The sequence below is a fragment of the Marinobacter sp. genome, assembly GCF_052091845.1.
In the GTDB taxonomy this organism is placed as follows: Bacteria; Pseudomonadota; Gammaproteobacteria; order Pseudomonadales; family Oleiphilaceae; genus Marinobacter.
Genome location: NZ_JBQDCO010000056.1, coordinates 1 through 18,707 on the forward strand (window position 1 = coordinate 1; position 18,707 = coordinate 18,707).

An 18,707-nucleotide genomic window follows, 5' to 3' on the forward strand; every position below is an offset into this window, starting at 1 on the left:
TATTCCGGGGCACTATAAATGAGCGGTGCTGCGGTTATTGCTTGAATCCACGGTTTAAGTATGATTGTGACGTGTATTGCTTCCTGATCTTATTTCTTGTTTATTGATATTGGACCCCTTCATATCTTTTTGAGATTGCATGTCTTTCATACAGGTCATCATTCTGGTTTTCGTGTCGACTGTTTTGTTCGGGTAAGTGCGCGCTTCATTAATCCGATCGGCCAATCCTGAATTGGCAGTGGCCATGGTAGAAAATAAAGTGGCAGCTGCGGCAGCGATAATGATTTTTTTCATGATACTCTCCTTAATTGCCTTAAACCGTTCAAGAAATTCAGTTCAGTTTCAGTTTTCTGTGATTTACTTGAGCGCGATCAGGACGTCGACTGCTCGAAGCCCGAGCCAGCCGGCGCTTGCGTCTCCACGAGTTGACTTTACCGCAGGGATTACCCTGCGGTATTTTTTTGCCTTTGTTTCAGAGCTTTGTGATAAGCCCGGCCTTCTTCCGTCATCATTTGCACGCGAGCCTCAAAGCCCCCTTCGGACATCGCATTACGTGTCATGTCTCTGTGTAAGCGCTGCATCTCTTCATTCTTAAGTATTTCTTCAATGGATGATTTGTCCATCATTTGGCTGTGCATGGCCCTCATGTCCTTATTGTCTGACATGTTGCCGGCGAGTACGGACGTTGAAACAGTAACTGCTGCTGCAAATATAAGTAAATTTTTCATTTTTACACCTCCTAGTTGGTTGGTGAGTTAATTAAAACATCGGTTTCTGAATTGATCCTGAAAGAAACAAAACAATTTAAAATAAAGTAACTTTTTTCAGGAATAACAGTATCTTGATATAAATCAAATTGTGCATTTTCGTTCTGCAATTCAGTTTGGTTTCAGATAAGCGCTATAAGATTGCGATTCAGAAACATTTCAATGGAGATATAACATTGTCCATTCTTCCTCACCTTATAAAGCCGGCCTTTCTCGGTGCTTTGGTTTTGACCAGTTTGCCCGCTTGGACGGCACCCAGACTTGAGTTAACCGGCGCGATTGATGCGGCCATCGAGAACGATCCGTGGCTGCGTCAGAGTGTGCAGATGCAAGATGCTCTGTTGGAAGAAGCTGTTGCCGATGGGGCACTCCCGGACCCCCGGATGACGCTTGGTGCCGCGAATTTGCCCACGGATACTTTCGATACCGGACAGGAGGCAATGACTCAGGCCACCATTGGATTTACCCAGCGAATTCCGCGAGGTGATAGCCGTCAGCTGGCCAGTGAAAAAAAGCAGGAAATGGCAGGCGTTCAGCCTTTTCGGCGCGAGAACCGCCGGGCGCAGGTCATGGAATCGGTAGCGCATCTCTGGCTTGAGGTCTGGCGAACCCAGCAAAGCATCGAACTGATTGAAGATAATCGTGCTCTGTTTCAACAGTTAGAGGATGTCGCAGAGGCTGGGTATACCTCAGCAAGCATGGGTTCCAGGCAGCAGGATGTTATCCGTGCCTCGCTGGAACTGACGCGACTTGAGGACCGGCTGACGGTGCTGCATTCGCAACAGGCATCGAACCGCGCGGAGCTGGCAGAGTGGATAGGCCCGGACCAGGCCAAGCTGGCTGTCAGTAAAGATGTACCCAACGAGTTGCTGAGAGTGTTTCCTCTGGGCTGGGCTGAAACATCCGCAGAGGCACTGATCCGTCATCCGTCAATCCGCGCGACTGATCAGCTGATTGATGCCCAGAGTGTTGACGTTGACCTGGCTCGCCAGGCCTACAAGCCGGAATGGTCAGTATCTGCACAATATGGATACAGGGAGCGGGCACCAAACGGTCAGGACAGGGCCGACCTGTTTTCTGTAGGCATTGGCTTTGATCTCCCGATCTTTACAGGCAACCGGCAGGATCGAAAACTGAATGCATCAGTGGCGCGACTGGAGGCGGCAAAAACAGAACGTATTTTGCAGATCCGGGGACTTCAGGCCAAAGCCCGTGCGGCCGTGGCCCGGATCGAACGACTGGATGACCGCATAGAGCTCTATGAACAGACCCTGCTGCCGCAAATGGAGGCGCAGGCAAGCGCAGCATTGACTGCTTACAACAACGATGACGGCGACTTCGCCGAAGCGGTACGAGCGCGAATTGCAGAGCTTAATACCCAGGTTGAATTGATACAGATGATGGCCGAGCGGGCCAAGAATCTGGCGAGTTTCCGTTATCTGACGTCCGACACTTCCGACATACCTTCCTTTTCACTGAATCGTTACCAGGACTGACCATCATGGCTAATTTTGCTCGCCCTTTGGGCTTTGTATTGCTCGGCGGCCTCGCCGGTGCAGGGGCCACGTACTGGCTTGACACTGACGCGACTTCGACGCCTGCAGCTGAAATGGCCGCTTCTGGCCCAAAGGAGCCGCTGTATTGGGTAGCCCCGATGGACCCCAATTTCAAAAGTGACAAACCCGGAAAATCCCCGATGGGGATGGATCTAATCCCGGTATTCGAGGAGGGTGGGTCAGCTGAGGATCCAGCCGGCACGGTCCGAATTTCACCAACGGTCGTCAACAACCTTGGGGTTCGAACGGAGCCGGTGATTCAGGGGCGCCTGCCTAACAACATTACTACCGTAGGCTACGTGCAGTACAACGAAGACGAGATGGCCCACGTGCACCCTCGTGTTGAAGGCTGGATCGAAGCGCTTTATGTCAAAGCCGAGGGCGAGCCTGTTGAGCAAGGCAAGCCTTTGTACACGCTGTACTCGCCCACCCTTGTGAATGCGCAGGAAGAACTGCTTCTCGCGATGAACCGTGGCAATCAGAGACTGGTTGATGCTGCTACCGAGCGATTGTTGGCGCTGAACGTACCGGCTAGTCTGATCAGCCAACTGCGCCAGAAGCGCGAAGTCCAGAGAACCATGACGGTTTACGCTCCGGGTTCCGGGGTGATCGAGAATCTGAATGTTCGTGAGGGTATGTTCATCAAGCCCGGAAACCGGGTTTTATCGATTGCCGCACTGGATGAGGTCTGGGTGATCGGCGAAGTGTTTGAAAGCCAGCTTTCCGCCGTAGAGGCTGGTAATCGGGTGCAGATGACGCTGGATTACATGCCCGGTCGCGAGTGGCGCGGAAACGTGGATTACGTCTACCCCGAAGTGAACCCGAAAACCCGGACGGCGCAAGTGCGGATGCGCTTTGATAACGATGATGGTGTTCTGATGCCAGGCATGTTCGCTCGCCTGGATGTTCAGGGCGAACGGGGACAGCGGCAGTTTCTGGTGCCACGGGAGTCGGTCATCCGCACCGGACAGAGCGATCGACTGGTTCTGTCGATGGAAGAGGGCGCCTTCAAGTCGGTTAACGTGAACGTTGGGCGCGTCGGCGACAAGTATGCGGAAATACTCAATGGCCTCTCGCCAGGCGACACGGTGGTCACATCCGCCCAGTTCCTAATCGATTCGGAATCCAGCAAAACCTCGGACTTCCAACGGATGTCATCGCCTCAGGATATGGATGAGCAGGGGATGGATCATGAAGGCATGGATCACAGCACCATGAGCCATGGCGGAGGCGAGTCATGATTGCCGCTATTATTCACTGGTCTATTCGTAACCGCTTCCTGGTGTTGCTGGCGACGTTGCTTATCACAGGGCTCGGCCTTTATTCGCTGAAACAAACGCCGGTGGATGCTCTGCCGGATCTGTCCGATGTGCAGGTCATTATCAAAACCAGTTTCCCAGGCCAGGCGCCGCAGGTGGTGGAAGACCAAGTGACCTACCCGATGACGACAGCCATGCTCTCGGTACCGGGCGCGAAAACGGTCAGGGGATACTCGTTCTTCGGTGACTCCTATGTTTACGTGATCTTCGATGAAGACACCGACATGTACTGGGCCCGCTCCCGGGTACTGGAATACCTGTCCCAGGTTGCGCCCAGCCTTCCAGACTCTGCAAGGCCTCAGCTCGGGCCAGACGCTACCGGAGTTGGCTGGGTTTACCTGTATGCGCTGGTAGACCGCACTGGGAACCAGGACCTAAGCCAGTTGCGCAGCCTGCAGGACTGGTTCCTGAAGTACGAACTGCAAACGGTGCCGGGTGTCTCTGAGGTGGCTGCGCTAGGCGGTATGGTGAAGCAGTACCAGGTCAAGGTCAGCCCGGAAAAACTCAGGGCGCTGGGAATTCCTCTGGCTCACATCCAGAACGCCATCAAGAGAGGCAACCAGGAAGTGGGCGCCTCCGTCATCGAGATGGCCGAGGCGGAATACATGGTGCGCACGTCTGGCTATATAAAATCCCGTGAGGATCTTCTGTCGATTCCATTAGGACTCGATGACAACGGTACCCCCATATTGCTGAAAGATGTGGCCACCGTTGAAGTTGGCCCGCAGATGCGGCGTGGGGTTGCCGAACTGAATGGGGAAGGTGAAACCGTCGGCGGTGTTGTGGTGATGCGCTTTGGTGAGAACGCTCAGGCAACCATTAATGGCGTGAAGGCGAAACTGGAAGACCTGAAATCCAGTTTGCCTGAAGGCGTCGAGGTGGTGACGGTTTACGATCGCTCTGGTCTGATTGAGCGGGCGGTCAATAATCTCGGCTTCAAGCTGCTTGAAGAGTTTCTGGTGGTGGGCCTGGTGTGCATCGTCTTCCTGTTCCACGTGCGCTCGTCGCTGGTGGCGATTCTCAGCCTTCCCGTGGGTATTCTGGCGGCCTTTATCGTCATGCACTGGCAAGGCATCAATGCCAACATCATGTCACTCGGGGGGATTGCCATCGCCATCGGCGCCATGATTGATGGTGCTATTGTAATGATCGAGAACATGCACAAACACATGGAGCGAACCCCGTTAACGTCTGAGAACCGATGGGAAGTCGTTGCACGGTCAGCCTCTGAGGTCGGGCCCGCGCTGTTTTTCTCGCTCCTGATCATTACCGTCAGTTTTGTGCCGGTGTTTGCCCTGGAGGCGCAGGAAGGGCGGATGTTTTCTCCCCTGGCGTTCACCAAAACCTACGCCATGGCGGCGAGTGCGGCCCTGGCGGTGACGCTGGTGCCGGTGCTGATGGGCTATTTCATTCGCGGCAAGGTGCTGCCGGAGCACAAGAACCCCGTGAACCGCCTGCTGGTTGGCGTTTATATGCCGGTGCTGAAGCTGGTGTTACGCTTCCCGAAAACGACGGTTATTGTTGCGTTGCTGACATTGGCTGTGGGCCTTTGGCCAGCCACCAAAATCGGCAGTGAATTCATCCCGCCACTGGATGAAGGCGACCTGATGTACATGCCCACCACCTACCCGGGCATCTCCATTGGTAAGGCTCGGGAACTGTTGCAGCAAACGGACAAGCTGATTGCCACCGTACCCGAAGTCGAAACCGTGTTCGGCAAAGTGGGGCGGGCGGATACCGCTACCGATCCGGCTCCATTGACGATGATCGAGACCTTCATCCAGCTCAAGCCGAGGGATCAATGGCGGGAAGGCATGACCACCGAAAAGCTGAAGCAGGAGCTCAATACTCTGATTCGGTTCCCGGGGGTAACCAATGCCTGGGTTATGCCGATCATCACGCGCATCGATATGCTGGCAACGGGTATTAAAACGCCGGTGGGCATCAAGATTGCCGGTCCGGACCTTACCGTCATCCAGAACATCGGTAAACGCCTTGAGGAAGTCATGGTCGACATCCCCGGTACAGCCTCCGTTTACTCTGAGCGAGTCGCTGGGGGCCGCTACATCAAGGTGGATATTGATCGTGAGCGTGCCGCTCGTTATGGGCTGAATATCGCTGATGTTCAGCAGGTAGTGGCCTCCGCTATTGGTGGAATCAACGTTTCCAGAACCATCGAGGGACTTGAGCGGTATCCCATTAATCTTCGTTATCCGGAAGACTACCGGGATTCGCCCGAGAAGCTGGAGCAACTGCCCATCGTGACCGCATCCGGCCAGCGCATTGCCCTGGCAGATGTGGCGGAGATCGGCGTGGAGGATGGCCCGCCGGCCATTAAGAGTGAGAATGCCCGCCTGAACGGCTGGACCTTTGTGGATATTGAGGGTGTCGACGTAGGCACCTATGTTGAACAGGCCATGGTTACCGTGAGTGAAGAGCTGGATCTACCTCCCGGTTATTCAATCAACTGGTCTGGTCAGTATGAGTACATGCTCCGTGCGAAGGAAAAACTGACCTATGTGGTGCCGTTAACGCTGGCCATCATCGTCATCCTGCTGTTTCTTAACTTCCGCCGTTTTGCCGAAGTGGGGATTATTATGGGCACGCTACCGTTTGCGATGATCGGTGCTATCTGGCTGATGTATCTGCTTGGTTATAATTTTTCGGTAGCCGTCGGTGTCGGTTTCATTGCGCTGGCCGGCGTTGCGGTAGAGATTGGGGTGATCATGCTGGTGTATTTGAATCAGGCTTATAACGCAATGCTGGAAACGTGTGATGACAAAGGGCTGACGCCAAAGCGAGAAACCCTCCGCCATGCCGTACTACACGGTGCCGGTATGCGGGTTCGGCCAATCATGATGACGGCGGCCGCCATTATCGGGGGGCTTGTGCCCATTATGATTGGCACCGGTACAGGGTCGGAGGTGATGGGCCGGATTGCGGCACCTATGGTGGGCGGTATGATTTCCGCTGTCATTCTGGCGCTGCTGGTGATTCCTGTGCTCTTTTATCTCTGGAAACAGCGAACTCTTGGTGAGTAACGCCGATAGCAAGGTGCCAGGATTCGGCCTGGCACCTTGCTATCACGTCTTTACCGGTTATCACGATCATTCGCAGAGTGCCTACCCGTCTACTGCGCATATTCCAAAATCTATTTGCCTGAACGTTCGCTTTGTGACCAATCCGACCTGATGAACCTTTCGGTACACCGCACCTGGTTTAACATAATATACATTATGCGCAGTATGGTTTTGGTATAGGTGCGTAAGAGGTGCTGGCAAATACTCGTTCTGCTCTGTACGTTGTCTACCTTAAAATCGAGCCATGGATAGCACCGAACTTTGCTTTATGTGCACGCTCGTGCGCCTAACTGTCGCGGCTAAGATACTCAGGCCAACGAACATCTCAGGTCAGACATTCGCTCAGTCCGACCTACGAAGGAACTTGGCAAGCCTGAGGGTTGCATCATCCTGCACACTGGTTTTTCCTGCGCCCGTCATATCATTCGTTTCTTTAAACGTCAGCCGGCTAACGCACCTGTTCTCTTCTTTGGTAACTGGGTGGTACATTTCATTCTTACGCGCGTAAGCATTCGTGGACGGCTAAAAGGCCAGTTCTGTGACGGCACTAGTCGTTATAATTGTCGTGCTGAAAACGTGAGTGTTACCCAGCCAATTCTGCGCAGTCAGTAGCCGTACACCGAAAGCCGCTATACTTTACCGAAGCTATCTCAGAGAACTGTCTACGCCAAGGCACTTTAGGAAATATCAAATGAAGAGCGCTAAGGCGCTTCTAGAGCGAACACACGTAATGTCCAATATTTAGGAGTATTGGACATTTCACTCATATAGATATACTCTCCCCAGAAATACTCAATCAATCAAGGCCTCACGTGTCCAGATCATTCACGGGTCATCCACTGTTCGATACGACGAACTATCTCGAAGACCTTGCGGACTTTCATTGTCACCCGTCAATACCGCAGTTTCTTGGGACACTTCCCCAGGCAACTGGCCTGCTTCGTCAGGACTATGAGATCAGCCGTCAGTTTCTTCTGAGGTATTCCGATGTCGCAGGCACGTTTACGCGATTTCGGAGTGAAGTTCAGCGCTTTCTTAATTATTTGTGGGTTACGTCTGGACGAACGCTGTCACAAACGGATTCTGATGTGGTTTCCGCCTACTTTAAAACCCTGAAGAATCCGCCCAAGTCCTGGATAAGTCGGGGCGTATTTTCTGCCTTTACAGATTTGGGCGGCCTGCGTGTGCCGAATCATGTATGGCGGCCGTTTGCCTTGCGATCGAAGGATGAGAACTCAACGTACAGCGCCAGCCAAGCCAGCTTGAATGCCAGTCGAACTGCTCTGCAAACCTTCTTCAAGTTTCTGGTTTCACAGCAATACCTGTTATCGAATCCGCTTGATGAAGTGCGAAAGCGTGACCGTAAGGCAAAGCCACAACTGTCTAATGACGTTGAGGCTGATGTGCGCCGTTTGACGGACTGGCAGTGGGCCTATTTTCTGGAAACCGTAGCGGAAGCTGCTGCGCAACACTCTAAATACGAACGACATCTTTTTGTTGTGGTCACCATGAAGTCACTGTTTTTGCGCGTCGGGGAGTTGGCTCCACGACCACTGGAAGACGGCGCCGAGCGCATTCCGGTATTTGGGGATTTTCGGCGAAAGGTGATTCAGGGTGAAGAATACTGGTCTTATTTTGTGTTTGGTAAGGGCGACAAGGCCCGTTCTGTCACTCTGCCTGACGCCTACCTCCCCTACCTCAGGCGCTGGCGCAAGTATCTTGGGTCACCGGGCACCATGCCCGAGCAAAACGAACGCAACCCGATTATTCCCTCAAGCCACGGTAATGCACTGGGCAAGCGACAGGTTCAGCGTATTTACGAACAAGCGGTGATGTTGACAGTTGAGCGAATGCGGGATTACGGCTTTATGGAAGAGGCTGGCCAGTTTGAAGCCATTAAGTCGGAAACACACTATCTGCGCCATACCGGAGCCAGCCAGGCGATCGAGTCTGGTGCGGATATACGCCACATTAGTGAGGAGCTGGGACACGCCAGTGCGGCTTTTACGGAATCTGTGTATGTGAACTCAGACCAGGCCCGAAAGCGCTTTGAGGGTCGGGGGCGGTTAATATAGAGTGAGGCAGGTAACCCTGATCACTCTTCAAAGTCATCCCAACTGATCATATTCAACTCCTACAGAGCAAGGATAGATTAATGAAGGTTTTTTGGTTCGGGCACCGGCTCTCGCTTTACCCTGCCCGCAATCAGTGATCCCAGCACAATCAGAGTGCTTGCGGCGATGACAGCGCTGCTTGCTTCCCCATAACCAGCCACAATCAGCAATCCCAGTTCTGGCATGAGTCTCGAAGCAAGCTTCAAAGGATGAAGTTATGATTAGGTTCAGGGTTGCACTTCTCTTGAGTCTCGTATCTTGTGCGTCGGCGGCACAAGACATTACGTTCGAGCAGGCGCTTGATCAGTTAACCAGCGGCCTGGCTGTGGTTCGGTCGTATTTTGTTCCCGAAGGACCTCAGCTGGGACAAGTCGGGGCATTGACGGGGACCGGCGGCGATCAAACCTCTAGCAGGCCAGTGCTTATAACCCTTTAATCTGCTTGTACTATTTGATCAGCATCCACAACCCCATGGCCACCATCATCAGGTTTTCGGTTAGCGAGATAAAACCGAGGGGTACATTGCTGTCGCCACCAACACAGGCGCATTTGAGTTCCCGTTTATCAATGTAGACGGCTTTGAACACCGAAAACGCTCCTATAGAACCAATAAACAGGGCCACAGGCGCAGAAAGCCAGATCATCGCTCCTGATATCATCAGCACACCGGCCAGCGCCTCGCCGAACGGGTACAGATAGCCGTATCTTACCCATCGCTGGGCCAGCAAGTCGTAATTGAGAAACATGGTTGAGAAGCTTTCAATGTCCTGTAGCTTCTGAACAGCGAGCAAACACATGGCAACGGAAATGAACCACTCAATTGCTCGTACAGTAAAGATGCTATCGTAAGCAGCCCAGCTGATGGCGAGAGCCATAAAAAACGACAACCCGAATATCGCGATTACCGGGGTGTAGCTGGTTTCATCACTGCCTTTTACCTGTTTACCGAAATATTCACGCAGCTCGTCATACCCACCAATGCGTTCATCGTTGATCCAGGTCTGGGGCGTGGTGTCTACGTTGTGCTGCTGTTGGAACTCGTCGGTTTGTTCACGGGTTTCAAGATGGTGGTCCTCTACCTTGAAACCCTTTTGCTCAAGCAGGTCCTTTGATTTAAGGCCAAAAGGACACAGGTGATCGGGCATTACCATGCGGTAAATGATGGCGTGTTTCTGATTACTTGAAGGCACAGGTTCTCCTCCTTTCTCCAGCGGTTGCAAAGACTCTACTGTTATTCAAGATCCTGCCAGCCCGCATCCGGGCCGAATCTCGGGCCGTGCCGTTCGGCAAGTGCTTCGAGGCGTTGGCGGATGCCCTCCACGCCTTCGTCCCGGGCATATTTCATCGGTCCACCGCGGAAAGGCGCAAAGCCGGTACCGAAGATCATTGCTCCATCTGCCGTGTCTTCATCAGCAACAACGCCTTCACGAATGCAGGTCATACAGGCGTTGAGCATGGGCAACAGAAGCCTGTCCAGCGCATCTTCCGGGGCCGAGGAATCCGGGTCCTGCTTTTCGGGTTTACCGTTTTCCCATTTGTAGATGCCCTTGCCTGACTTTTTACCCAGCTTGCCCTCGTCAACCAGGCTTTTAAGCCATTGAGGGGTGGCAGGCATTTCGGTTTCAAGGCGTTCCTGGAGCATTTCAGCCACGCCTACACAAATGTCGAGGCCCACCTGGTCCGCCAGTTCGATTGGCCCCATGGGCATGCCAAAATCGACGGCCACTTTGTCGATGGCCTCTGCCTGCACACCTTCATCAAGCATGACCATGGCCTCCACCAGGTACGGCGTCAAAGCCCGGTTCACCAAAAAGCCAGGTGCGGTAGCAACCGCCGCCGGCAAGCGGTCTATCTGGCCGACGAACTTACGCGCACGGTCGTATGTTTTGTCTGAAATTCGGTCGTGGGTAACCACTTCCACAAGCGGCATACTGGCGACCGGGTTGAAAAAATGCAGGCCTACCATGCGCGCCGGGTCTTTTAATCCCTCCTGCAGGCTCTCAAGTGGAATGCTTGAAGTGTTCGTGGCCAGAATGGCGCCTTTTTTAAGCTTGGGCTCCACCTCGGCATACACGGTATGCTTGATTTCCACCTTTTCCGGTACAGCTTCAATAACCAGGTCCGCGTGGCCAATGCCCTGATTAGCAAAATCGGGAATCAGATTATCCAGAATGTCTCGGGTTTGAGATTTGGACCGGTGTTTTTTCTCACATAACTCGTTGAGTTTTTTGATGGCACGGGCAATCTTGCCGGTCTCTTTATCAAACAAACTCACCTGTAAGCCCTGAAACGCACACCACCCGGCTATATCCCCGCCCATTTCGCCGGCCCCCACCACATGCACATGAGTAATGGGGTCTGCTTCTGTCCGCGCCAATCCTTTCATGGTTTCCCGCAGGAAGAATACCCGCACTAGATTGCGGGAGGTTTGCGTATTCAACAGGTGGGCAAAGGATTTTATTTCTGCCTCCCGCATGTCCTTGCCCTGCCCCCCATGGTGTTCCCACAGTTCGATCAAGGCTTTGGGTGCAGGATAGTGTTCGGATGGCGCTTTTTTGAAGGTTTTCGATCGCATTTGGCGGGTTTCAAGCTGCCGTGCGGGTCGCGTGCTCATCAGCTGATCACGGAAGCGGGTACCTTCTTGTTTAACGTCGCCTTCCACAACAGCGCGAACGGTCGCCTGAACATGCCGCTCCTGGATGACATCGTCCACTAACCCCAGTTTTTTGGCTTTGCTGTCATGGGTGTTTTTGCCCGTAAGCATCATGGTCATGGCTTCTACCGGGTCAATCAGCCGCGTAAGGCGGTCAGTTCCACCCAGGCCGGGATGAAGCCCCAGTTGCACCTCGGGAAAGCCCAATTTGGCGCCGGCAATGGCAAACCGGTAATCACAGGCCAGTGCCAGTTCCAGGCCACCACCAAGACAGGCACCGTGTACGATGGCTATCTTGGTGGCCTTGAGTGCCTCGAACCTGTCGATCACTTCATGGGCCCGCGTGAGCTTTTCTACAGCTTCATCTTCAGTGCGGAGTGACTCAAACTCTGAAATATCGGCGCCCATGCAAAAGCCGCTGGCTTTAACAGACCTCAGAACCAATGCGTTTGGTGTGTCCGTTTCCAGCTCATTGATGATCGCGGACAGCTCTTCGAGCACGTCAACGGAGAGTACGTTGGCACTTGCGTCTTTTTTGTCAAAGAGCAGCCAGGCCACGCTGTTGTCATCCCGGGCAAGATGCCAATGGTTCCACTGGCTCTTCCCTTGATTTTGCCAGGGGCCGAATTCCACCTCCCGGCTACTTAGTGCTTTCAGAATAGGGTCTGTCATGGTGAACCATCCTCTCTCGTCCTGTGGAGAACCTAAATCGCCTCGATCAGCATGGCACCGGATTGACCACCGCCAATGCACTCGGTTGCGATGCCACGTTTCAGTTTTTTGCGGCGCAGCGCATTTACCAGATGAAGCACAATCCGGTTGCCACTGGTGCCCACCGGATGACCTATGGCAACGGCGCCACCGTCCACATTCAGCCGTTCAGGGTCGAGGCGGCCCATGGGTTTATCCATGCCCAAAGCCACGCGACAGAACTCCTCATCTTCCCAGGCTGCAGCACATGCCAGTACCTGGGCTGCAAAGGCTTCGTTAATTTCCCACAGATCCACGTCGTTCAGGCCCCATTCCTGGCGTTTCAGAATGGCGGTGGAACTCAGCGTGGGGCCCAGCCCCATAATTTTCGGGTCCAGAGCGGACCATTCGCTGTCCCGGATAACCGCAATGGGCTCCAGGCCGTACTTCTCGACAGCCTCTTCTGAAGCCAGCACCAGCCAGGAAGCGCCGTCGGTAACCTGGGAGCTGTTCCCCGGAGTTACCTGGCCGTAGGGTGGTTCGAAAGCCGCTTTGAGCTTGGCCAGGGCCTCCACCGAGGTATCGGGTCGCACCCCGTCGTCCTGTTTGTAGATCCTGCCATCGGGCGCGATGGCGGGGACCACCTCACCATCCAGCCAGCCTTCCTGTTGCGCCCTGGCTAGCCGGTGATGGCTGCTAACCGCGTACTCGTCGGCCGCCTTGCGGGTAATATTGAACTGTTGTGCTAACACTTCTGCGGTCTGCCCCATACTCAAACCCACAATGGGGTCCGTCAGCCCTTTAATCAGACTAACCTCTGGTTTGAACTGCATAGGGTTGAACCGGGTCACCTGCCGCACGTAGTCCTGTGCTGAAGAGGCGACTCCCATGCCGGCGAGCCAGCGCGCAGCGTCTTCACTCAGCATCATAGGGGCTTTGCTGAGCGCTTCTGCGCCCCCCGCCAAAATCAGATCGCTGCTGCCATCACGAATGTATTTGTACGCTGTATCTACTGACTGCATGCCCGAGCCGCAGTTGATCTGAACCGTAAACGCGGGCATGGATTCGCCCATTCCCAGGCGCAACGCAGCCACACGAGCCGGGTTCATTTCATCAGGCAGTACGTTGACACAACCCAGAATGACCTGATCGAACGCATCGCGGGGAATGGGCAGGCGCATTAATAGCGGGCGTCCGCATTGAACGGCGAGATCAACGGGGGTAAACGGGCCAGGTTCACCGCGCGCCTTTATGAAGGGGGTGCGGGCGCCATCAATAATATAGACCGGCCGGCCGGTCGTGCGGGGTTTAAGAATGTCGCCGTTTGTCTGGTCGGCGGTGGCATTGGCAGAAGAGTCAGTAGCACTCCGTGTCATTGCGGTTCCTCCATTTCTGACCGTAGAGATTCGCGTGCACATACTGCGAAACTGATCAGGAAAGAACGGCTGTGAGCTTTCCTTTGTTGATGTAGTGTAGTCGACTTATCGTAGCTTGTTCTGTTACAAATCTTAACACAAGCTGCTGTGCAGAATTCAAGCAAGGCGCGGCCACCTTGCCCGCCGGAAACAGAAAATATCAGCAGTTACGACGAGCAGCTAAGGTGTGAAGACCCGCCAAGCTCAAAAAACGCCTCCGGCTTCAGCCTGACGTATTTCTCTTCCACATCCTTCGATTGCTCAGCGTACGGCTGCGTCATGATGGCTTGCAACTCCCGGATTAAAGCATAGTTTCCCGCAGCGGCTTGCTTGTAGGCAGGCACCATGAACCATTCCCGCAAGGTGTATTTTGGGTTGGCCAGCTTCATTTGGCGGGAAAGTTCATCACGGGTGCTGGGTTGAGTAAGAGACTGCCATTTTGAAAACCAATCCGCCCAAAGCTTGTCCATCCCTTCGGGATCTGAATCGTAGGGCTGGCTCCTGTAGAAGCTTGCTTTCAGTGGGCCAATGTCGTCAGGCACACCCGAAAGCTCACGAAAGAAAATAGTGTAATCCACAGGCATTTGCCGCATCAGCGTTATCAGTTCCTTGAACAGCGCGGGGTGAAAAGCATCGAGACCAAGTTTTGCGGCCCACATCTTTTCCAGTTTTTCCTGCATCACCCGCGAGAAATCATTTTGAATCTCGTCGAGCTGCGTCAAGCACTCCTGGTGCGCTGCCAACAACGGGCGCAGCGCCGAACAAAACGACTGGAAATTACGCTCGGCTGCCACAGGCTGGTTCAGGAACGCGAAATGATGTCCGCCACCCGTCCATGGCTGGTAAAGCGGATCGAACACTTCACAGAATCCGAATGGGCCGTAGTCGAGGGTGAAGCCGCCTGCGGCGCAATTATCACTGTTAAAGTTGCCCTGGCAGTAGCCTACGCGAACCCAGTTCGTCACCAGCGAAGTAAGCCGGCCAAGGAACTTGCGCGCAAGCAACAACACTTTGTCGGAGGTGGCGAGCATTTGGTCAATTTCGCCTGGGTACTCACGATCGATCAAATGCAGTACGATTTTTTCAAGCTCGTCCATCGCTTGTGGGTGCTCTTTGTTGCGGGCACGGCGAGCGAACAGTTCAAGTTGGCCGACGCGAATGAACGACGGTGCCACGCGCGTGGTAACGGCTACGGGCTCAGATACCAGTGTATCTGGTTCTCTTGAGCGTGAGCCCTCTGAATACCAAGGCCGTCTGACTTTCTCCGTTTTCGACACATACAGGCTTAAAGAGCGCGACGTGGGCACCCCAAGCGCATGCATGTGCTCCTGTGCCAGAAACTCGCGGACACTCGAGCGCAAAACCGCCCTGCCGTCTGCTCCACGACAGTAAGGCGTTTGGCCGCCGCCCTTTAATTGCATCTCCCAGCGTTGGCCGTTGATAACGGCCTCCAGCACTGAAATGGCGCGGCCGTCGCCATAGCCGTTGCCGGTCTGGAACGGGCACTGCTGTATAAATTCTGTACCGAAGATAGAAAGTGCGTAGCCACAGGCCCAGCCGGCTTTGCGTATGGGCGCCGGGACGAGCGAGGTGTCGCCGGAGAATAACCGAACAAAGTCGGCGGAGTGCGCCATGCTGTCGGCGAAGCCCAGTTCGCGGAAGAGCTGTTTGCTATGGGCGACGTACTCGGGGTTTTCGATGGGCGTAGGCATAACGGGCACATAGTGGCCCGAAAATACTTGCCGGGGCGCGTGGTCGCGCCCGTTTGCCGTCGCGTCCGGGTCGCTATTGAGAGTGTCCATGAATGAATAGTTTGCCAACGCTGCAAGATCTTCGAGGGTCGCAATCATAAGAGTCCTCGTGCCTGGATTAGTGATATACTAGCTGGTTTCCATTTTACAGCTCCCGAGACGCTTTACTACATGCCAGACCGTTCACCTACTGCACCAACCCATTCGCCCCGCAAGGTCATGCTGATTATATTCTCACTCGCCATGGGCGGGTTCGGAATTGGCACCGGAGAATTCGCCATTATGGGCTTGATGCCCAACGTCGCTTCGGATTTCGGCATTACCGAGCCCCAGGTGGGGCATCTGATCAGTGCCTACGCGCTGGGGGTTGTTGTAGGTGCGCCTGTACTCGCGATTTTTGGTGCGCAATTTTTTCGCAAACATTTGCTGATTGCGCTGATGGCCTTTTATGCGGTGGGTAACTTCGCAAGTGCCTTGGCAGGCAGTTACGAAACGTTGATGGTTTCCCGCTTTATTGCAGGCCTGCCCCATGGTGCCTACTTTGGTGTTGCCGCACTGGTAGCCGCGTCGCTGGTGCCGCTGAACAAGCGAGCAAAAGCCGTTAGCTATATTATGATGGGTCTTGCACTGGCCCTGCTCTTTGGCAACCCCCTGGCCACCTTGATGGGGCAGCATCTGGAGTGGCGATACGCATTTGGTTTTGTTGCGTGTGTTGCCACACTGACAACCGTGCTTGTGTTCTTTATCTTGCCTTTAAACCGGGAAGAAGAGCGTCGCAGTTCTTTAGGCGAGCTGCGGGCGTTCAACCGCCCGCAAATCTGGTACCCATTAGCCATTGGCTCTGTTGGTTTTGCAGGCATGTTCTGCGTATTCAGTTACTTGGCGCCAACACTTCTGAACGTTACTCAAGTAGAGCCTATATGGATTCCAATCGGGTTGTTCGTATTTGGCTTGGGCGGGTTTGTTGGAAACATGCTTGGTGGCTGGCTGTTTGATCGGTTTCAGTTCAAAAGTGTCGGGATGATTCTGCTGTGGGCTGCGATTATGTTGGCACTCTTTCCAATTGCTACGGGCTCCATCTGGAGCATTCTGATTGCCTGCTTTTTGGTCGCTCTCATGGTATCCCTCGGCCCTGCTCTGCAAACTCATTTGATGGATGTTGCACAGGGTGCGCAAACCTTAGCCGCGGCATCTCATCACGCGGCCTTCAACCTTGCCAATGCACTTGGGCCTTGGTTGGGGGGTATGGCAATCAGCGCCGGTATGGGCTGGCAGGTTACTGGTTACGTAGGTTCAGCCACAGCAGTGGCTGGACTGGTTATTTTCCTTTTGGCGCAAAAGCAGCGAAACAATGAGAATCCAAAGGGTTAGATGGCTTTGGGTCTTCCTGGTCTAAAGATGAGAAGAGTCCGTAAATATTAATCCAATGCCCCAGGTGCTTGTTCCCGGGGCACCTCTTGAGGGGTTGGATTTTAAATCTATTAATACAGGACGTTTATGAGATTGATTATTGCGGCCGCCAGCCTGTTGCTGGCGACAAGCCTTTATGGTTGTAGCAACACCGTTGAACACACACGCTCTGTGACGGCTTCAGCCTATACTCTGTCCGAAGCCGAGACCAAAAAAGGCAATGTCGGCCTCGCCGCCTGGGGCGACCAACTGGAGCCCGGTATGAAGGCGATCGCGGTGTCCCGTGATCTTATCAAAGCGGGCCTGAGCCACAGAACAGAAGTGGAAATCGAGGGCTTGCCTGGCACCTATCTCGTTCTCGACAAGATGAATAAACGCTGGAAAGATAAGATCGATATCCTGATGTCCAGCAGGCAGGACGCTCTCGACTGGGGAAAAAAGGACGTTACCATCACCTGGGAGGTGCCTGTAGAGGAGTAACACCTGTAACTGACTGCTTTTAGCCGGGAACGCTTTACGTGTTGAGGGTCTTTGTAAAAAGAGAGTTCAAAAGCCGCTCAGGGAATGAGCCTGCCCTATCTCTGCCCAGTGAGTAATGCGCTGCTTATCGCCATCCCAAAAGTATTTCAAGTGCGGCCCTTGCACAGGGATAGTCACGGAACCCGGTTTGAACGCAGCTATGCACTCACTGCCCGGGTGCCGGACGCTATTATACAACAGACCGTTTGAGCCCTTTGAGCGCCAGTAACGTGCGAACTTTTGGCTTAAGGCGTAATCATCGGCATTGGGGTTATGCAGGTCGGCAAACTCTGGTCCGCGAATGTCGTGCAACTCTAGCGCTACTTTACCAATGTAGGCCCTCATGGTGAGCTCAATGGTGTCTTCTTGGGCCGCTGCCATCTCACGCTCTTTGTGAAATACGGTTTCCCGGATAGCGGCATCAAGGGTACTGGCGGCGTAATACACTCCGAAATTTCTATCAGCAAAACGGCTGCCAAAGCCAATATGGGTGAATGACGCCATCACTGGTGTACTGCCTGGCCCGCTAATTCGATCTTCAGGGAGTACCAGTTCAACATCCCCTGCCTCATCACGCAACCGCGGGTTTGTCATGCCCTCAATCTCGAAAGCCAGTTCAAATTCATCCGGTTCATAGATGCGTTCAAAAAGGTCTATGGGTGGGTAATGGCTGGGGATAATTCGATAGGTGTTCCACCTGGGCAGGCGTAGCAGAGGTGGCGAGAACATCACCACCCCCGCTTGGCATCGAAATACTGACGGGTCATCATCAGGTTCATCATCGACCCTTGGGCCATGAACTCCATCGCGGATTTCCCGCAAAACGGCACCTCGGATGTCTTCAGACGGATTCTTCGGTTAGCTCGTTCATGGGTTGGGTACAAGACCTGCAGAGCCTTATAAATACCGAGCATGTAACTGATACGCTCCATTGTGTCGTTGGAGAGTTTGGTCGGGTTGAGCTTTGAATAGTTATACAGAGTTGTTCTGGAGGGGCTGCCAAGAAGTTTTGTCCGCTCTTCTACACTGCACCCCCACTCTTGTGTTACTCGAAAGAACCCTTTAAGCGCTACGCGCCCTTTCTCAGCCTCACGATCACCTTCTGCACTTCTACGCTCAACAACAGCTGTCATGGTGCACCTCCAGCCCGTGCGTGTTCACATGTGAACAATATAGCAATATATGAACATTTATGATAGGCCGTGCAGCATGGAATAATACCGATATGCCCTCTTTTGCCTTCAAACAAGCCATGTGCGAGCGTTAGAGTTTCTACCATAATGACTTAATCGTTTGATCCGCCGGTTCTTAACGTCTTTTGGAGCACAATAAAATGGTATCAGTGAAGTCGGTGCACGGTTCCGCCCAACTGCTTCTAGATGTTGCCGGTGGCGTTACTCAGATTGTGGAAAGAACACACCGCACGATTGCGA

At 53.7% G+C, this 18,707-nt stretch carries 15 protein-coding genes; 6 read left to right on the forward strand and 9 right to left on the reverse strand.

Annotated elements, in window-relative coordinates; translation table 11 throughout:
- Positions 1-54 precede the first annotated feature (54 nt).
- Together ACTHYN_RS14455 and ACTHYN_RS14460 are read right to left on the reverse strand one after the other, a co-directional pair.
- On the reverse strand, positions 55-294 hold the full coding sequence (locus ACTHYN_RS14455) for a hypothetical protein (protein ID WP_048496387.1): 240 nt from the start codon (positions 292-294) through the stop codon (positions 55-57).
- A 149-nt stretch (positions 295-443) separates the two neighbouring features.
- Complete coding sequence (locus ACTHYN_RS14460) at positions 444-728, reverse strand: hypothetical protein (protein WP_133005744.1); 285 nt, start codon at positions 726-728, stop codon at positions 444-446.
- Positions 729-943: 215 nt separating this feature from the next.
- On the opposite strand from ACTHYN_RS14460, the gene ACTHYN_RS14465 reads away from it, so the two are divergent.
- The 4 genes from ACTHYN_RS14465 (at position 944) to ACTHYN_RS14480 (ending at position 8,797) form a co-directional block, all read left to right on the forward strand.
- Entirely contained in the window at positions 944-2,263 is a 1,320-nt protein-coding gene (locus ACTHYN_RS14465; protein WP_058092331.1) for a TolC family protein, read from the forward strand.
- Positions 2,264-2,268: 5 nt separating this feature from the next.
- The gene (locus tag ACTHYN_RS14470; RefSeq protein ID WP_374816087.1) at positions 2,269-3,564 is read left to right on the forward strand and encodes an efflux RND transporter periplasmic adaptor subunit; all 1,296 of its coding nucleotides are present in this window, start codon (positions 2,269-2,271) and stop codon (positions 3,562-3,564) included.
- Complete coding sequence (locus ACTHYN_RS14475; RefSeq protein ID WP_441813122.1) at positions 3,561-6,683, forward strand: efflux RND transporter permease subunit; 3,123 nt, start codon at positions 3,561-3,563, stop codon at positions 6,681-6,683. The genes ACTHYN_RS14470 and ACTHYN_RS14475 overlap by 4 nt, the downstream gene beginning before the upstream one ends.
- A gap of 851 nt (positions 6,684-7,534) precedes the next feature.
- Positions 7,535-8,797: a tyrosine-type recombinase/integrase gene (locus tag ACTHYN_RS14480; protein ID WP_441813123.1), complete on the forward strand. Its 1,263-nt coding sequence runs from the start codon at positions 7,535-7,537 to the stop codon at positions 8,795-8,797.
- Positions 8,798-8,874: 77 nt separating this feature from the next.
- Here ACTHYN_RS14480 and ACTHYN_RS14485 read toward each other — a convergent pair whose 3' ends face one another.
- The 5 genes from ACTHYN_RS14485 to ACTHYN_RS14505 form a co-directional block, all read right to left on the reverse strand.
- Positions 8,875-9,021 (reverse strand): hypothetical protein, encoded by a 147-nt coding sequence (locus tag ACTHYN_RS14485; protein ID WP_441813124.1) that lies wholly within the window; start codon positions 9,019-9,021, stop codon positions 8,875-8,877.
- A gap of 261 nt (positions 9,022-9,282) precedes the next feature.
- Positions 9,283-10,026 carry a MauE/DoxX family redox-associated membrane protein gene (locus ACTHYN_RS14490; protein WP_441813125.1) on the reverse strand — a complete coding sequence of 248 codons (744 nt, stop codon included), beginning with the start codon at positions 10,024-10,026 and terminating at the stop codon, positions 9,283-9,285.
- 41 nt (positions 10,027-10,067) lie between these two features.
- The gene (locus ACTHYN_RS14495) at positions 10,068-12,161 is read right to left on the reverse strand and encodes a 3-hydroxyacyl-CoA dehydrogenase NAD-binding domain-containing protein (RefSeq protein ID WP_441813126.1); all 2,094 of its coding nucleotides are present in this window, start codon (positions 12,159-12,161) and stop codon (positions 10,068-10,070) included.
- A 32-nt stretch (positions 12,162-12,193) separates the two neighbouring features.
- Positions 12,194-13,555: an acetyl-CoA C-acetyltransferase gene (locus ACTHYN_RS14500; RefSeq protein WP_441813127.1), complete on the reverse strand. Its 1,362-nt coding sequence runs from the start codon at positions 13,553-13,555 to the stop codon at positions 12,194-12,196.
- Between the two features lie 206 nt (positions 13,556-13,761).
- Positions 13,762-15,444: a protein adenylyltransferase SelO gene (locus tag ACTHYN_RS14505; protein ID WP_441813128.1), complete on the reverse strand. Its 1,683-nt coding sequence runs from the start codon at positions 15,442-15,444 to the stop codon at positions 13,762-13,764.
- 72 nt (positions 15,445-15,516) lie between these two features.
- On the opposite strand from ACTHYN_RS14505, the gene ACTHYN_RS14510 reads away from it, so the two are divergent.
- Both ACTHYN_RS14510 and ACTHYN_RS14515 read left to right on the forward strand, forming a co-directional pair.
- The gene (locus tag ACTHYN_RS14510) at positions 15,517-16,716 is read left to right on the forward strand and encodes an MFS transporter (RefSeq protein ID WP_441813129.1); all 1,200 of its coding nucleotides are present in this window, start codon (positions 15,517-15,519) and stop codon (positions 16,714-16,716) included.
- 126 nt (positions 16,717-16,842) lie between these two features.
- Positions 16,843-17,235: a 3D domain-containing protein gene (locus ACTHYN_RS14515; protein WP_441813130.1), complete on the forward strand. Its 393-nt coding sequence runs from the start codon at positions 16,843-16,845 to the stop codon at positions 17,233-17,235.
- A gap of 66 nt (positions 17,236-17,301) precedes the next feature.
- Here ACTHYN_RS14515 and ACTHYN_RS14520 read toward each other — a convergent pair whose 3' ends face one another.
- A complete protein-coding gene (locus ACTHYN_RS14520) occupies positions 17,302-18,003 on the reverse strand; it encodes an RES family NAD+ phosphorylase (RefSeq protein ID WP_441813131.1) in 702 nt (233 codons plus the stop codon).
- Positions 18,003-18,407, reverse strand: a complete 405-nt coding sequence (locus ACTHYN_RS14525; RefSeq protein ID WP_441813132.1) for an antitoxin Xre-like helix-turn-helix domain-containing protein — start codon at positions 18,405-18,407, stop codon at positions 18,003-18,005. The genes ACTHYN_RS14520 and ACTHYN_RS14525 overlap by 1 nt, the downstream gene beginning before the upstream one ends.
- Positions 18,408-18,707: the final 300 nt, after the last annotated feature.

What these genes read in the sequence shown, in the direction of transcription:
- ACTHYN_RS14485 (WP_441813124.1), bottom strand. Translation starts at nt 9,021, where the DNA reads ATGCCAGAACTGGGATTGCTGATTGTGGCTGGTTATGGGGAAGCAAGC.
- ACTHYN_RS14510 (WP_441813129.1), top strand. Translation starts at nt 15,517, where the DNA reads ATGCCAGACCGTTCACCTACTGCACCAACCCATTCGCCCCGCAAGGTC.
- ACTHYN_RS14495 (WP_441813126.1), bottom strand. Translation starts at nt 12,161, where the DNA reads ATGACAGACCCTATTCTGAAAGCACTAAGTAGCCGGGAGGTGGAATTC.
- ACTHYN_RS14525 (WP_441813132.1), bottom strand. Translation starts at nt 18,407, where the DNA reads ATGACAGCTGTTGTTGAGCGTAGAAGTGCAGAAGGTGATCGTGAGGCT.
- ACTHYN_RS14455 (WP_048496387.1), bottom strand. Translation starts at nt 294, where the DNA reads ATGAAAAAAATCATTATCGCTGCCGCAGCTGCCACTTTATTTTCTACC.
- ACTHYN_RS14475 (WP_441813122.1), top strand. Translation starts at nt 3,561, where the DNA reads ATGATTGCCGCTATTATTCACTGGTCTATTCGTAACCGCTTCCTGGTG.
- ACTHYN_RS14505 (WP_441813128.1), bottom strand. Translation starts at nt 15,444, where the DNA reads ATGATTGCGACCCTCGAAGATCTTGCAGCGTTGGCAAACTATTCATTC.
- ACTHYN_RS14470 (WP_374816087.1), top strand. Translation starts at nt 2,269, where the DNA reads ATGGCTAATTTTGCTCGCCCTTTGGGCTTTGTATTGCTCGGCGGCCTC.
- ACTHYN_RS14500 (WP_441813127.1), bottom strand. Translation starts at nt 13,555, where the DNA reads ATGACACGGAGTGCTACTGACTCTTCTGCCAATGCCACCGCCGACCAG.
- ACTHYN_RS14515 (WP_441813130.1), top strand. Translation starts at nt 16,843, where the DNA reads ATGAGATTGATTATTGCGGCCGCCAGCCTGTTGCTGGCGACAAGCCTT.
- ACTHYN_RS14520 (WP_441813131.1), bottom strand. Translation starts at nt 18,003, where the DNA reads ATGTTCTCGCCACCTCTGCTACGCCTGCCCAGGTGGAACACCTATCGA.
- ACTHYN_RS14460 (WP_133005744.1), bottom strand. Translation starts at nt 728, where the DNA reads ATGAAAAATTTACTTATATTTGCAGCAGCAGTTACTGTTTCAACGTCC.